We start from the raw sequence: 14069 nt of genomic DNA on the forward strand, positions 1-14069 counted from the left end.
GGGCCAGTGCCCGACGATGACCAGCGCCGGACCAGAACCATTCTCCGTATAGGCCAACCGCGCGCCATCTCGGGTAGACGCAGAATGAATGACCTGACCGATTGCCATGAGCGCCTCCTCCAAAAGAAGCCCCGTATGTCACACCGGCTCCAGTTCAGGACCGACCCGGACCTATGCATCCGGCAATCGACACCTGTTCTCCTACTGCGTGGTGCAACCGATGACATGCGAAACGGACTTAGCCGGGGTGATATGGGATCTCACATTGATACATGTGCCCTTCATGTCCACACAGTACTCGAGGCGTACCAAAGCTGCGTCGACAAGCGCGGCCATGCCACCGGCCTAACCGGGCGTGGGAGACTGCCCAGATTGCCCTCGATGCCGGCGCCGCCCCGCACGAACTGCAGAGCTTCTTGCGTCACTTGGACTTCAACGGATATGCCTCCAGGCACCGGCGAGCCTTCGCAACAGTAATCCTCACTCACCACGTTGATGAACCTGCGCCCCAAACGGATTGGGACGACATCGCGCTCGCATTACTCAGCGCACCCGACCGTGCCCGCTACCACCTGACCGCAGCAAAAACGGCTCTGCGCCAAGGCCACAAAAGCGCCGCTGTGATCGAACTCAGCAAGGCCGCGAATACCTTCGACAATGGCCAGGGCGTACTGCTGTCGCGTTCAATCACGTTGCCGCAGAATTCTCCGACGCACCACCAGCAACCCCATTCCGACAGAACGTGCTGAACCGCCCCGTTAAAGGCTTATCAAACAATGCCATCGCCGCTGAACTGGGCACCAGCCCCTATACTGTCGCGGTCCACGTCCAAGCACTTCTCCGGATCAGCGGCGCCACCTCCCGGACCGACCTCGCCCTTCGGGAGCTACGTCGACGCCTTACTGCGCACTCCTGAAGCGACAGGACTGGGTTCCGTCAACGCGCACGTACAGGTGGACGGCTTTCAAAGCGGACTGAATGCTGCACAGCAGGGGTCAGGCCGTTTGGTGGTCGCCCTCGCTGACGAGCATGCAACTGCTCAGGTGCGTGACTGTTCTCTGTTTCGCTGGCCCAAGCATGGATCATCTCCTCCACAACAGGAGAACTTTCGATGTTTTCAACCTTTTTGTCATACATGAATCCAAGTCACCCGCCATAGCCTTGCAACTTTATTCCGTTCGACAACCGCGAGCAGAAACGATTCCCCGCCTAGCAAAACCGTCTGAATGGAGCCAAGGAGGGGGGGGACTAATCCATCGAGTACGCGACCAGCGACGTCTTCCGCCGTACCGACGAGACCTCCACCGATGAGGGAATCAACGCCGCGCCGCAGGACGATCGGAACAACCCTCCTCCCACGACGACCGATTTACCCCACCATCGCCCCGACAGAGCAAGTTCTTCAGGTGGGTCGACTTTCAGGTTCGGATTCCGCTCTTCAAAGTGTTTACGCCCACTAAGCGCCAGTCCCACCGATAGAGCTTGCGGACCGTCCCTATTTCGCTTTACTCAACTCTCTAAAGCATCGCGGGCCGGTGATTGGATTGGTTTCGTCCACGGTGATAGGGCGCCTTGATAGACATCCTTTCCGAGACGGAAGTGTTGGGCCTGCTCAAGGGTCTCAATGAAGGGAAGGTCCATCGGATAAAGCTTTTCTCCCCGCGGGCGCACACCTGCTTTGGAAAGGTGACCGTCGAGGCGGCGCCCCACGATATCCTCAGCGAGGATGGCCGCCTCGATCAGCAGATCGAGATTCACCCCGGTGGGGATGCCAAGTTCTTCGAGCAGGTCGACTAGGTCCTCGGTCGGTATCATGCCGGTGGCTTGTCCGTTTCCGCAGTATGGGCAACCACCCATTCCACCGATGCTGCTGTCGAGGACCAGCGTGTGGCGAGTGTCCAAAGTGCGAAGTGCCGTGTACGCCGACAGCATCGCGGTGCCCCTCGTATTGTGAAGGTGCAGTTGGAAGGTAGTGATTGACGGCCAGCGCTCAAGAATATTCTTGAGATGTGCCTCGACCCGGTCAGGCAGATTCCAGCCCATCGGATCAGCAATCCTGACCTCGCGAACGGGAATTCCAGCGTCCATCCACAGCTGATATTGCTGATCAAGGAGATCGAGCCGCTGATCTTCGCTGAACTCACCCAACCAGTTCGATCCCCACGCGGACTGAATGGCAATAGCTGCCTCTGTAGAACCGGCTTTTTGGGCTGCTGCAATGACTCGTGGCCAGGAGTCGATTTCTTCTTGTTGGGTACGGTTCACATTCCGTCGGGCAAAAACGTCGCAAAGTTGGACCGATGTTCGGGGTCGATCGACGCTCTCGGGAACGGCTAACGGAGGAACGTACTGCCGCCACCGTTCGCGTCCTCTCTCATTCAAAGCCAGAGCGCTGTACTCGACACCTGGATTGGGCGAAAACCCTTGGACTATATCGTCGATCTCCGCCATCTGAGGGGTGTATTTAGGGCTGACGAAGGATCCGACCTGAATGTGTTTCAGTCCGGTTCGGGACAAGGCATCGAGCAGTTCGATCTTGCGAGCGGTAGGAATGGCGGCGCTTTCGATCTGCATTCCTTCCCGCATACCAAGTTCGAGGATTTGGACACTGGGATAATTATTCATTGGCTTTCTTCTCGTTTGAGGTGATTAAGGGCATCTCAGGTGTCTCGTTCTTCCTTCCGGAACTGCTGCTCTCTTGCGGCGTTGCCAAGGTGTCTGATGAAACCTGCTGTCGTGCTCCCAGGCCGGAGCCGGCCATCCAGCGTTGGATGTTTCGGCAAGCCGGATTCTTGCCGAAACATCCACCCGTCAAGTGCCGGGCTTGACGGCGAGCACGGGACAGGTGCTCTTTAGCAATAGTTCCTGTGCAGTACTTCCCAGGAACAGCTTTCCCACCGGTGAGCGGCGTCGCAGCCCAATGACTAGCAAGCGCGCGTTAGTGTCTTCAACTACTTGAAGAATCTCCTCCGTTGCTGCTTGTCCGCGGGGTAACTGCCGAACCTCGACGTCGATTCCTCGTGATTTAGATGCTTTCACTAGCTCTTCGAGGTCCTCGGTGGTGGCCATTGAGGAATCCATATAGGCAGATCCGGTCGCGGAGTTCACAATGATCAGCTTGTCGCCCCGCTCATGTACCTCTTCCATCGCGGCAGCCATAGCCGTTCGTCCTTCAGCTGTCGGGATGTAGCCGACAACGACGGTCATGATGTAGGCCTTTGCGTCAGCATCGCGTCAAGTGTTGCTTCGTAACCGGCGCGCCGCTCATTCTCACGATCCTGAACTGCCGTAGCAGCGACAAGGATTTCCGCAGCTTTCGCCCTGGGGACGACAGCAACGCCATCGGAATCGCCGACGATGATGTCGCCCGGGGCAACCGACACGCCGCCAACGGCGACTGGTATGGACAGCATTCCCGGTCCGTCTTTGTATGGGCCTGCGGGCGTGATGGCACGGGCGAATACCGGCATCCCGTACTCGGCTAGACCGTCAGCGTCCCGGACCGCACCATCGATCACGAACCCGGCGATCCCTTTGATCTTGGCCCGGATCCCGATCAGTTCACCAATTAATGCCCGGGTTACATCGCCCCCACCATTGACGACGATGACATCCCCTGCTTTGGCTTCCTCGAGCGCTTTGTGGATCCAGAAATTGTCTCCGGGCCGTGTCCAACAGGTGAAGGCGGGGCCCACAACGCACGCACCGGGCCACACTGATTGGATCGATGAGTCAAGCAGTCCAAGCCGTTGCATCCCATCACCAATGTTTGCGGATGGAATCGCCGCAAAAGCCTTCAGTAAATTGCCCTGCTGGTCTGAGCCTTGTGCGTTACCAAGGTCAATTTGTTCCGTCACCAATTTTCCTTTCACTGAACCTGTAGGTCCGCGGGATTAGTCCCGCTCGAGGAGGGGAAGAAGTTCTCTTGTGGTCTCTACGGTCTCGTCCCAGAACTGGCTGTACTCGTCGGCGTTCTTGTATTCCGGTGCCAGGCCTAGATCCTTCATTTCCTGCTGGAACTCCGGATCCTCCATGATGTTGCCGATCGCCGTTGAAATCCTTTCAACTTTGTCTTCGGAGGTTCCTGCCGGGAAGACGTAGCCTCGCGCTGAACCGGTGACCACCTCGTCATATCCCGCTTCGGCGAAGGTCGGAACATCGGGGAGCAGCGGGCTCGGCTCTTCGGACATCAGACCAATGATTTTCCCGCTGCCGTTCTCGGCCAGGGTGGTCAGGTCCGAGACGTTGGCAATGAGGACTTCGACGTTATTGCCGCCAAGGAACGCAGTGGTTGCCGGTGCGCTGCCGCTGAAGTGAACGGCCTGAAGGTCGCTGCCCGCTGCCTCTTCGAGCAGCAGCATGCCGAAGTGATCCCCGGTGACAATGCCGGTTGTAGCGGCTCGCACTCCTCCCGGATTCTCCTTGGCTGCGGCAACGAGATCTTCAACGCTGTTTATCGGGCTGTCGGGCGCAACCATCATGCCGCCCGCGTCGATCACCTGCAGGGCGATCTGTTCGAAGTCCTCCACGGCGTACTCCGCTCCCGTATCTCCGGCCAGGGGCGCAACAACCACACCGGGCAGGGTGGTGACACCCATCGTCTGGCCATCGGGTTCCGCGTTGGCGATGGCGGTGTAGCCGATCTGACCACCAGCTCCTGGACGGTTCTCGATGGTGATGGGCACGCCCAGTTCGTCTTCGAGGGCGGTGGCCAGCAAACGTGCACCTACGTCGGTGGATCCGCCGGCGTCGAAAGCGATGAGCATCGTAATCGCTTCGCTGGGGTAGTCGCTGCCTTCAGAATTCGAGCCCGCCCCTGTGCTGCCGGACTTGCCGCCGCCGGCGCAACCGGACAGCGCCAGCGCTGCCACCGCGCCTACTGCAATGATGTTGCGTTTCATCGTGTTTCTCCTTTGTTGACGCCGGGTTCTGCTCTTTTTTGCTCGGCGTGAATTGGTAGATATATGTGGGCTAGGTATGGGTTAGCCGTCAGCGTCCATCGGCATCTCGCTCTTGGCCTTCAGCCGGGAACCGAGGACCGAGAGGATGATGATGAGGGCGCCGACGATCAGTAGTACGAGGGCGATTGGTCGAGTAACGAAGATCGAGAAATCGCCGCCCGAAATCTGCAGGGATTGCCGCAAGGCGGATTCGAGCAGCGGGCCAAGGATCAGGGTCAGCACCAAGGGAGCGACTGGAATGTCGACCCGGCGAAAAACCAGGCCAACGATGCCGAAGAACACCATGATGAGGATGTCCGCCACGCTGACATTCACCGCATAGGAACCGATCACCACAAAAACGAAGATGAATGAGGTAAGGACGGAGGAGGGAATTGCCAGCACTCTCGTCCATAGCCCCACGAGCGGAACATTGAGGATGAGAAGCAGAGCATTGCCCACGAAGAGGCTGGCGATGATGGTCCACACCAGGAGAGGATTCGTGACGAACAGCTGGGGGCCCGGAGTCAACCCGTTCTGAAGGAAGGCGCCCATCAGGACGGCAATCGCAGGGGACGCAGGGATACCCAGCGTGAACAGCGGAACGAAAGCGGCGTTGGAATGCGAGTTGTTCGCGGTTTCCGGAGCCGCAACTCCCTCGATAGCTCCGGTTCCGAGCTCTGAGCGGTGTTTCCCGATCTTGCGTTCAGCGCTATAGGCAAGGATGGACGAAACTGCGCTGGTGACGCCCGGGATGAGTCCGATTGTCGACCCGATGGCGGTGCCGCGCAGGATGGCGGGGGCCGCTCGTCGAGCATCTTTGCGGGTAGGAATGAGATGTCGCAGACGCGGCGCTGCGGGACGTGGTGATCCGCCACCGGCGACATGCAGCAGCTCACCGAGACCGAAGACACCAACGAGCACCGGAACGATGCTCATACCGTCGAGAAGGTGTGCGCTGCCGAAGGTGAAACGCGGCAACCCTGCGACCGGGTCAATACCTATCATCGCAATCATCATGCCGACGAGTGCTGAGATGAGGCCTGTTACGACGGATTTTCCGACCAGACCGACCAGTAGGGCGATGCCGACGATGACCAGGGCAAAGAACTCGGGAGGGCCCATTTTGAGGCCGAGACGGGCCAGCGGTTGGGCGGCGAATACAAGGGCGATTGTTGCAACGGTGCCTCCGATGAAGGAGCCGATCCCTGCGATGGTCAGTGCTACACCGGCGCGGCCTTTGAGGGTCATCTGGTAACCGTCGATGCAGGTCATCGCCGATTCGCTTTCGCCCGGTATGTTGAGCAGCACGCTGGTAATCGTTCCGCCATAGGCGGTCCCATAGAAGATTGCGGCCAACATGATGATGGCGGACGCCGGTTCCATCCCGACGGTAATCGGCAGGAGGATGGCGATGCCGGCTGTAGCCCCGATACCGGGCAGCAAACCGAGCGCGGTCCCGATGAGACAGCCGATCAGGGCGTACAGGACGTTTTCCGGTGATAGTGCAGCAGCGAAGCCCTGCATCAAGGAATCGAATGGACCCATGTTGATCAGAACCCCAGATTATTCAAGAAGGGAATGGACGACGCCGGCAAGAAAATGGAGAGCACCTTCGTGAACAGGATGAAGAGGCCAAAGCTGCCCGCAACCGACAGGACGATGGTGAGCAACCAGCGGCGGCGCCCCAGGATTCGAAGGTGGAAAATCAGGAAAAGCAGCATGCTCAACTGAAATCCCAGAACTTCCAAGACCAGGGCGAGAACGACGAGGCTGCCGACGATAGCGGCGATCTGCTTGATGTTATTGGGCTGTTCTTGCTCATCGTCCTTGGCCGCCTGACCGGCTGGTTCTGCTGCAACGTGTCCGTTTCGCCACTGCCGCAGACCCCAGACAAGGGAGAGCGAACCCAACATCAGAGCCAAACAAAGAGGGAAAAATCCCGGCCCCGGCCCCAGTGCCTCCCAGTAACCCAGGCTGGCCGAACGAATCGCCATCAGGATGGACACGACGAGCAGAATCCCAGCAGTCGCAAGAGCAAGAAGGTTCCTGCTCCTAGCGGAAACCGGCTCCAAACCGCCACCCCCTCCGGTCATTTGTCGATCACTCAATCTGAGTACCTGCCTTCGTGAATTTTTTGGTCAGTCCAGCCGACCCAAATAAAGCGCTGTGATTCTCACTGTGTGAGAGTAATTATCATGTGATCAAGATAACACATTTTGCCCATAATCCCGCCGTGCCGTCAAGCATTGCGGTTCTGACGTGATGCCGGAGCTCAGTCGGAAACGACAACCTGCAGCAGTGGCGTTAGGCCGTTCCAAGGTCCTTGACGAAGGAGTCGTCGTCGGTAGCGACCGCTGCAGCGGCGTGATCGAAGGTGAGCACTCCCGATTCGCCCAGTCGGGAGATCTCCTCGGGGCTATACCCCAGCCGAGCGGCGATTTCCCTGGAATGCTGACCGACCCGGGGGATATCGCGACGCAGACCCAACCTGCTTCCGTGGAGCTCGAGAGGCAGCGCCGGAATTCCGACTGTTGAGCCGTCGGCGAGGGTCACATCAATGAGAGCTCCGGGGCTCTGCTGCAAGTGCGGATCCGCGTACAGCTCTTCTGGGCTGAGGATCGGCGCAAAGGGTAATCCCGCGGCTTCGCAGCGTTGGAGGATTTCGGCCCGCGTGAGACGTCCGAACAGTTCCCTAAGCTGCGGCATCAGATCCGCCCGCGCTGCTACCCGCTGGGTATTGGTTTCGAACAGCGGATTCGTGGCTAGCTGCTCGAGTCCAAAGTGGGAGCAGAAGGTTTGCCACTGTGTGTCCGTGACGACACCGACGAACACCTGGAGGTCGTCTGCACATTGGAAAACGTCATATACGGCCCAAGCGGACAGCCGTGCCGGCATGGGCGCTGCGGGAGCTCCGGTCACACCGAATTGGGCCATGTGTTGCGCTACCAGAAAGACGTTGTTCTCAAAGAGCGAGCTTCTGACGAATTGTCCCTTCCCGTTGCTCGTTCGCTCCTGGAGGGCTGCCATGATGCCGATCACTGCGAACATGCCGCCCATGATGTCGTTGACCGATGAGCCCGCGCGTAGAGGTCGCCCAGGTGGGCCCGTCATATAGGCCAGTCCACCCATCATCTGTACTACTTCATCCAAGGCGGCTCGGTGCTCATAGGGGCCGGCAAGGAACCCTTTCAACGAACAGTAGATCAGGCCGGGGTTGGTCTTGCTCAGCTCCTCGTAGCCCAGGCCCATGGCGTCGAGGCCGCCGAGGCGAAAATTTTCCGTGACGATATCGGCGTCGGCGATGAGCTCTTTCACCAGGGAGATGCCCTCAGCAGACTTCAGGTTGACGGACAGGCTGCGCTTGTTCCGGTTGAATGCGGGGAAAAATCCGGCTCCGGATCCTGGAAGGTGACGGGTCTTGTCGCCTTCGCCCGTGGGCTCGACCTTGACTACGTCTGCGCCGAGGTCGGCCAGGATGAGGCCGCAGGACGGTCCCATCACCATATGTGAGAACTCGACGACCTTGATCCCGCACAGGGGGAGTGCTCGGCTCATGTGCGGCTCCCCTCCGCTGCGGTGAAAACTCTTGGGGCCGCGCGACCGGGGGTGAACGAACTATCCCCGGCATTGGTTGTATGGCAAGTGAAGCTCATCGATGTATTCCTCAATGGGTTGGGCTACTGGGATGTCTCCGAACAACAGCAGTGGGTCGCTCGATGGTAATGTTTCTATCAGACAGAAGATTGTTTTGCTGTACAGCATAGGCTATGGCAGTGAGACGTGGAGTGCCAGGGACGGGAACAACGGCGGATGGCCGAGCAGAAGGTCGAATCAGTAGAGCGCGCACTGTCCCTCCTCGACGCGTTCGTCGGGGGTCGCCCGCGTCTGACGCTGTCAGAACTCGCGCAAAGGACGGGGCTCTATCCCAGCACCATCCTCCGATTGGCAGCTTCATTGGAGCGATTCGGGTTTCTTCACCGAGAGGCCGAAGGATCGTTCCGGCTCGGTTCCGCGGTATTGCGGCTGGGACAGCAGTATGAGGAGGCGTTCGACCTCGCGGACTACGTGCGCCCAGCCCTTCGCGGTCTCGTCGAAAAGACTGAGGAAACCGCGGCATTTTACGTCCGCGAAGGACCGCACCGGGTCTGTCTGTACCGTCAGCACGCCCCTCGCATGTTGCGCTATAGCTTGGAAGAGGGATCGAAACTGCCGCTCGACCGAGGCGCGAGCGCAAGAGTCCTGATGGCTTTCTCCGGGGCGGAGGGTGCGCCCTATGACGCAATCCGCGATCAGGGATATTACATATCCCAGGGGGAGCGAGACCCGGAAACGGCCGCTGTTGCGGTACCGGTCTTCGGCATCAGACATTCGTTGATTGGTGCACTCGGTGTCGCGGGAACGCGCACCCGCCTGGACGATGCAGCTTGTGAGAAGGCGCTGCGAAGCATTCAAGACGCGGCAAACCGGCTCTCCGCAGTATTAGGGGATATCTGAGATGCCGTTACGGCTAAATCGTGTGCATGAACACGACCGGGATCGGCCCGCAGGGACTACCTTCATCGAAGGCTTTAATGTTCCGATACGGCGATGAGGCCACGCGGGCACAACCGGTCGTGGACGGTGGCGTTATCCGCCCAGGCTATGTTGATGCAGGCCGTTTTCGTCGGGTGCAGATTGATGATTGGCTACCGCGCCATTCAGGCCGGCGCTGACCCTTTCCTACTCGGACTGATTGTCACCTCATTTGCCGTCCCCGCCCTTATTGCAGCGCTACCTGTAGGGCGTCTGGCTGGGAGGTATGGGGGCAGCCGCCTATGCCTATTTGGCATCCTCACCGTCACGATTGGCATCACTGCGACAGTCGTCCTACCCGGATATGGATGGTTGCCCGGTGCGGCCGCCCTCATGGGCCTGGGCCAGCTTGTTGCTGTCGTAGGCCAACAAGCCTATGTGGCCCAGCGGACCGGTGGTCGCAACAGCGACAAAGCTTTCGGAACGCTAACCGCCTGGGGCTCGGTGGGGCAGATGCTTGGCCCACTCGGCGTCACCGCTATAGCGACGATGAGTGTCAGCGCACAGGAAGAGCCAGACACTGTGGCGGGTCTGATTTTGCTTGGGATTCTGGCCGGGCTCTCCCTCCTAACCTTTTATCCGTTATGGCGGGCTGAACCTGCCGGCACCGGAATTCGTCCGGTAACCAGCCTGCGCAGTGATTCGCTGAATGTGCTCACCACGCCTGGCCTCTGGCGCGCCTTGACGGTGAGTGGTTTCGTCATTGCGACAATAGACCTTCTATATACGTTTCTCCCTTTATGGGCAATCGAATCCGAAGTCAGCATCACCACGGTGGGGTGGCTTTTAGCACTCCGTGCTGCAGTTACCGTTGGCACCCGCATCGGTATGAGGCAGCTGATTGAGTGGTGCGGGCGTAAATGGCTTCTTATGGCGTCTATGACCTTAGCGACCGCAGGTCTTATTGCCCTTCCTCTCGTTGAAGAGCTGGGCGCAGGAGTGGTGATGGTCCTGCTCGGTGTAGGCCTGGGACTTCCTCAACCACTGACCCTCGCGTGGGTAGTTGCACAAACCCCCACGAGATTGCACGGGGCGGCGCTGGGCCTCCGGATCACAGCCAATCGCCTCGCTCAAACGGCGATTCCCCTTGTCGTAAGCGCTATCGCTGCACCGCTCGGAGTGTCGGGGATCTTCTGGACCAACGCCGTATTTCTCGCAGCTACCAGTCCCATCATTTTAAGAGCACGTATCTGAACCGCGCCTAATTAGCGACGATGGCGGCAGCAGCTCGGCGGACTTCGACGGTAAGCGCCTCAGTCTCGTGCTCGGGGACATCTTCCCGAGCTGCGCCGATGGCGAGAGCGCCTATGATGTTGGCCGTACGCGCACTGCGGACAGGAGCAGAAATCGACAGCGCTCCGATCTGCCTTTCGCTACGTGAAACATGAAACCCCTGCTTTTTGACCTGCGCAAGGTCAGACCGAAGCGATTCGCTGCTGACCACCTTCCGATCGGCATTGATCATTGGTTCCACAGCCGTAAGAAAAGCGTCCAACTCCTCAGCTGACAGTTCGGCTATCAAAGTCTTTCCGGATCCTAGAAACAGTGGAAGCTTCGCTCCGATCGGTAGCTCATATCCCAACGGCCTTGACCCGTGGACACGGGCGACGGCGGCGCGGTGCCAGCCGCTGCGCACGAACAACGAGGTCGTCAGCGTGGTCCGGCTGGCAAGTTCCTGAAGCACCGGGCGTGCGGCCGCAACCAGGGGATTGGTGGTGACGTAAGCGTGAGCACCGAAAATCAGTGAAACTCCGGCTCGATAGCCTGCACCATCGCGCTCGACCCGGCGCCGGGTTTCAAGCACTGCAAGAATGCGCTGGGTGGTGGCATTGTGCAGGCCAGTCCTGGAAGCTATGTCAACCAAACGCAATGGCATACTTGCATCCTCAAGGACCTCAAGTATGTCAATTGCACGTTCCAATGAACGCATCGTCACATGATCCTTCTCGGTAACCACGGTTGCCTCCTTCGGTCTTATTGTCTACAGGCACACCCAAAGCGGACCCTATTTTTCATATGGTGATTATCGGTTCGGGCCAGCTTCTGCACTGACGGTTGCCGATCATTCATATCGGTGCACGGCATTGACAGCGCTAGCACAATCTGGTAAATTCTACCATAGTATGAAAACTTTTCTCATACTATGAGAAAAATATGGTTCCGTCAAGGAAAGTAGGAGCCATTTAGGCTCATCAGTACCTCGACGCCGTTGGAAACCCGGAGCTGACGTTATATGAGTAGCAGTAGACCGCTCGTGTGGATTCCCCATCCCGTCCACGAACAGGCGCTGGAGAACCTTAGCAGTCTGGCCCATGTCGCTCTAGGCTACGGCCCCAACAAAGTGGAGTTCGGTGCGGTCGCATCGAAGGTGGAAGGCATTCTGTTGCGTACCGCACGCGTCACGGCCGAGCAGATTGATGCGGCGCCCCTACTCAAAATTATTGCTCGGCATGGAGTCGGGACCGACACGGTCGATGTCCGCGCCGCTACCGCGGCCGGAGTAGTGGTGACGAACACCCCACAGGCCAATACGGTCGCTGTGGCTGAACACGCTATCGCTTTACTACTTGCTTTGCGGCGAAATCTAATTTCGGCTGATAGGGCCAACCAAGCTGGTTCGAGTTCGAATTCGCGTTCCCAACTAACCGGTCGCGAGTTGCGTGGCAGTACTCTAGGGCTCGTTGGGTTCGGCCGAATCGCTGCTGAAGTGGCACGGATCGCCGCCTCAGGATTCGGCATGAACGTTATCGCTTTCGATCCGGGTCTCACCAGTGAGGAGATTCAGCGGCGAGGTGCTCGACCTGTATCTTTCGAGGACTTGCTCCAAGACTCAGATGCTCTGAGCATTCACGTACCGCTGATACCGCAGACCAGGCATCTCATTGGTGAAAGCCAGATGGCGAAGATGAAGCAAGGGTCGGTCATTATCAATACGGCGCGCGGGGGAGTGGTAGACGATGATGCGCTGTTGAACTCTCTTAACTTGAACCATCTAGGTGGTGCGGGGCTTGATGTGGCGGAGGTGGAACCACTGCCCGATGGGCACCCTCTGCTGGCACGATGCGATGTGATCATTACACCCCACATCGGTGGACAAACCGAGGAATCACTCATACGGGTAGCGCTAGAGGCAGCGGACTACATTTGTCAGGTTCTCCGCGGTGAATTTCCGTCCGCGGTGGTCAACCAGCTCTCTCAGTTGCGCGATAGCTGAAAAACGCTGGAATAGGGAACTGCCGAAGGTATCAACACAAAAAAGGGAGACCACCATGCAATTCTCTGGTGTTGGAAAGATCCGCGAGCAGATCGAAATCATCCTCCGGCACTGGGGAATGTCCGAGGAAAATATCAACATAACTGCCATCGCCATGAGTGACGCCGACTTATCCGGAATCGACTCCCGCGGCATTTCAATGCTGATGAAGTACGACGCGCTGGTAAGCGGTGGCCGTCTGGACATGCGGGCACAGACGGAAATAGTTACCGAGACACCGGCGATTGCTGTCTTGGATGCGAAGGCTGGCCTAGGTCACCCTGCCGCGATGAAAGCGATGGATCTCGCAATCGATAAGGCTCAAACTTTGGGTGTTGGCGCTGTCGCTGTGTTTAACTCGCATCATTTCGGCGCTGCCGGGTACTACGTCCGACGCGCTGCCGCCAGGGGACTGATTGGCATGATTACTACAACGGCCGCATCGGTCGCGGTAATCCCGACCGGCGGGATGCATCCGGCGCTTGGCATCAATCCACTTGCGTTCGCAGCGCCGTCCAGCGGTGGAGAACCGTTCGTGCTGGATATGTCCACAAGCACGGTCGCGATGAACAAAGTCAAGATGTATGCCCTCAAGAAAGAAAAACTGCCTCAAGGATGGGTTGTAGACGGAGCAGGCAAGTCGATCACAGACTCCACGCTCGCCTACGAATAACTGCGCACACGGCGCGAAGGTGGACGCGCCAGTAGGTGGAACGACCACCCAGACAGGTGGACATAAAGGATATGGGCTCTCGGTGATGGTGCAGGTTCTCAGCGCAGCCTTATCAAACGCTGCCCTTCCCGGTTCGTCGCCGGAACTTGGGGACAATGTTGGCCACTTCGTTCTTGCACTTGATCCCGAAATATTCAATCCCGGTGGTAAAGCGCTCGATTACACGGCTGACTTGATCCACCTGATGCACTCGACGTTGCCCGTGAAACCAGAGCGGCCTGTTCTCGTCGGAGAAGAACCTGAGGCGCGTTGCCGAGAACAAAGGATGCGATCGGGCGTTCCCTTGCCGGGACTGCTTCTTAGCAGTATCCAGTTGGTGTGCGAGCACAACGGGGTCCCGTTTATCCTCCAAGCCGGCGCTGCGACCCGATAGCGATGCCTCTCTAAGGTTGGTTTACAGTCGGGGTCCTTGAAATCGGGGGTGGCCCTTCAGCGGGGTGCTTATCCTGCAGATTTCTGCAATTGGATCACTTCAAGCGGGAACGAGACTTATCGTTCTGAGTCCTATTCGTGGGCCGGCGGTGAGGGTTTGGACGGGGTTCGGGTGGGGAGTGGGATCTTTCCTGCG

At 58.5% G+C, this 14069-nt stretch carries 14 protein-coding genes; 6 read left to right on the forward strand and 8 right to left on the reverse strand.

All coding sequences use genetic code 11. The annotated features are described in order from the left end of the window. The first annotated feature begins 742 nt into the window (after positions 1-742). Positions 743-916: a LuxR C-terminal-related transcriptional regulator gene (locus IWX65_RS18025; RefSeq protein ID WP_196881056.1), complete on the forward strand. Its 174-nt coding sequence runs from the start codon at positions 743-745 to the stop codon at positions 914-916. 593 nt (positions 917-1509) lie between these two features. On the opposite strand, the gene IWX65_RS03555 is transcribed toward IWX65_RS18025, so the two are convergent. The 7 genes from IWX65_RS03555 to IWX65_RS03585 form a co-directional block, all read right to left on the reverse strand. Then, positions 1510-2625 (reverse strand): citramalate synthase, encoded by a 1116-nt coding sequence (locus IWX65_RS03555; protein ID WP_196881057.1) that lies wholly within the window; start codon positions 2623-2625, stop codon positions 1510-1512. Positions 2626-2811: 186 nt separating this feature from the next. Continuing rightward, positions 2812-3207 carry a universal stress protein gene (locus IWX65_RS03560; protein WP_196881058.1) on the reverse strand — a complete coding sequence of 132 codons (396 nt, stop codon included), beginning with the start codon at positions 3205-3207 and terminating at the stop codon, positions 2812-2814. After that, positions 3204-3860, reverse strand: coding sequence for a methyltransferase (locus IWX65_RS03565; RefSeq protein WP_196881092.1), 657 nt, complete (start codon positions 3858-3860; stop codon positions 3204-3206). The genes IWX65_RS03560 and IWX65_RS03565 overlap by 4 nt, the downstream gene beginning before the upstream one ends. A gap of 33 nt (positions 3861-3893) precedes the next feature. After that, positions 3894-4901, reverse strand: a complete 1008-nt coding sequence (locus IWX65_RS03570; RefSeq protein ID WP_196881059.1) for a tripartite tricarboxylate transporter substrate binding protein — start codon at positions 4899-4901, stop codon at positions 3894-3896. 81 nt (positions 4902-4982) lie between these two features. Continuing rightward, a complete protein-coding gene (locus IWX65_RS03575) occupies positions 4983-6467 on the reverse strand; it encodes a tripartite tricarboxylate transporter permease (RefSeq protein WP_334683614.1) in 1485 nt (494 codons plus the stop codon). Positions 6468-6493: 26 nt separating this feature from the next. After that, a complete protein-coding gene (locus tag IWX65_RS03580; RefSeq protein ID WP_334683623.1) occupies positions 6494-7036 on the reverse strand; it encodes a tripartite tricarboxylate transporter TctB family protein in 543 nt (180 codons plus the stop codon). 211 nt (positions 7037-7247) lie between these two features. Further along, the gene (locus IWX65_RS03585) at positions 7248-8498 is read right to left on the reverse strand and encodes a CaiB/BaiF CoA transferase family protein (protein WP_196881062.1); all 1251 of its coding nucleotides are present in this window, start codon (positions 8496-8498) and stop codon (positions 7248-7250) included. Between the two features lie 255 nt (positions 8499-8753). On the opposite strand from IWX65_RS03585, the gene IWX65_RS03590 reads away from it, so the two are divergent. Next, positions 8754-9437, forward strand: a complete 684-nt coding sequence (locus tag IWX65_RS03590) for an IclR family transcriptional regulator (RefSeq protein ID WP_196881063.1) — start codon at positions 8754-8756, stop codon at positions 9435-9437. Positions 9438-9590: 153 nt separating this feature from the next. Further along, positions 9591-10709: an MFS transporter gene (locus tag IWX65_RS03595; protein WP_196881064.1), complete on the forward strand. Its 1119-nt coding sequence runs from the start codon at positions 9591-9593 to the stop codon at positions 10707-10709. Positions 10710-10716: 7 nt separating this feature from the next. On the opposite strand, the gene IWX65_RS03600 is transcribed toward IWX65_RS03595, so the two are convergent. After that, on the reverse strand, positions 10717-11472 hold the full coding sequence (locus IWX65_RS03600) for an IclR family transcriptional regulator (protein WP_196881065.1): 756 nt from the start codon (positions 11470-11472) through the stop codon (positions 10717-10719). A 297-nt stretch (positions 11473-11769) separates the two neighbouring features. On the opposite strand from IWX65_RS03600, the gene IWX65_RS03605 reads away from it, so the two are divergent. The 3 genes from IWX65_RS03605 to IWX65_RS18030 are packed head-to-tail and all read left to right on the forward strand — an operon-like array spanning position 11770 to position 13874. Beyond that, positions 11770-12729: a hydroxyacid dehydrogenase gene (locus tag IWX65_RS03605; RefSeq protein WP_196881066.1), complete on the forward strand. Its 960-nt coding sequence runs from the start codon at positions 11770-11772 to the stop codon at positions 12727-12729. A 55-nt stretch (positions 12730-12784) separates the two neighbouring features. Next, the gene (locus tag IWX65_RS03610) at positions 12785-13441 is read left to right on the forward strand and encodes an Ldh family oxidoreductase (protein WP_196881067.1); all 657 of its coding nucleotides are present in this window, start codon (positions 12785-12787) and stop codon (positions 13439-13441) included. Between the two features lie 19 nt (positions 13442-13460). Next, positions 13461-13874 carry an Ldh family oxidoreductase gene (locus IWX65_RS18030; RefSeq protein ID WP_196881068.1) on the forward strand — a complete coding sequence of 138 codons (414 nt, stop codon included), beginning with the start codon at positions 13461-13463 and terminating at the stop codon, positions 13872-13874. Positions 13875-14069: the final 195 nt, after the last annotated feature.

It is taken from the genome of Arthrobacter sp. CAN_A214, assembly GCF_015751955.1.
Lineage (GTDB): Bacteria > Actinomycetota > Actinomycetes > Actinomycetales > Micrococcaceae > Arthrobacter_D.

What these genes read in the sequence shown, in the direction of transcription:
- IWX65_RS03555 (WP_196881057.1), bottom strand. Translation starts at nt 2,625, where the DNA reads ATGAATAATTATCCCAGTGTCCAAATCCTCGAACTTGGTATGCGGGAA.
- IWX65_RS03560 (WP_196881058.1), bottom strand. Translation starts at nt 3,207, where the DNA reads ATGACCGTCGTTGTCGGCTACATCCCGACAGCTGAAGGACGAACGGCT.
- IWX65_RS03570 (WP_196881059.1), bottom strand. Translation starts at nt 4,901, where the DNA reads ATGAAACGCAACATCATTGCAGTAGGCGCGGTGGCAGCGCTGGCGCTG.
- IWX65_RS03575 (WP_334683614.1), bottom strand. Translation starts at nt 6,467, where the DNA reads ATGCAGGGCTTCGCTGCTGCACTATCACCGGAAAACGTCCTGTACGCC.
- IWX65_RS03580 (WP_334683623.1), bottom strand. Translation starts at nt 7,036, where the DNA reads ATGACCGGAGGGGGTGGCGGTTTGGAGCCGGTTTCCGCTAGGAGCAGG.
- IWX65_RS03585 (WP_196881062.1), bottom strand. Translation starts at nt 8,498, where the DNA reads ATGAGCCGAGCACTCCCCCTGTGCGGGATCAAGGTCGTCGAGTTCTCA.
- IWX65_RS03590 (WP_196881063.1), top strand. Translation starts at nt 8,754, where the DNA reads ATGGCCGAGCAGAAGGTCGAATCAGTAGAGCGCGCACTGTCCCTCCTC.
- IWX65_RS03595 (WP_196881064.1), top strand. Translation starts at nt 9,591, where the DNA reads ATGCAGGCCGTTTTCGTCGGGTGCAGATTGATGATTGGCTACCGCGCC.
- IWX65_RS03610 (WP_196881067.1), top strand. Translation starts at nt 12,785, where the DNA reads ATGCAATTCTCTGGTGTTGGAAAGATCCGCGAGCAGATCGAAATCATC.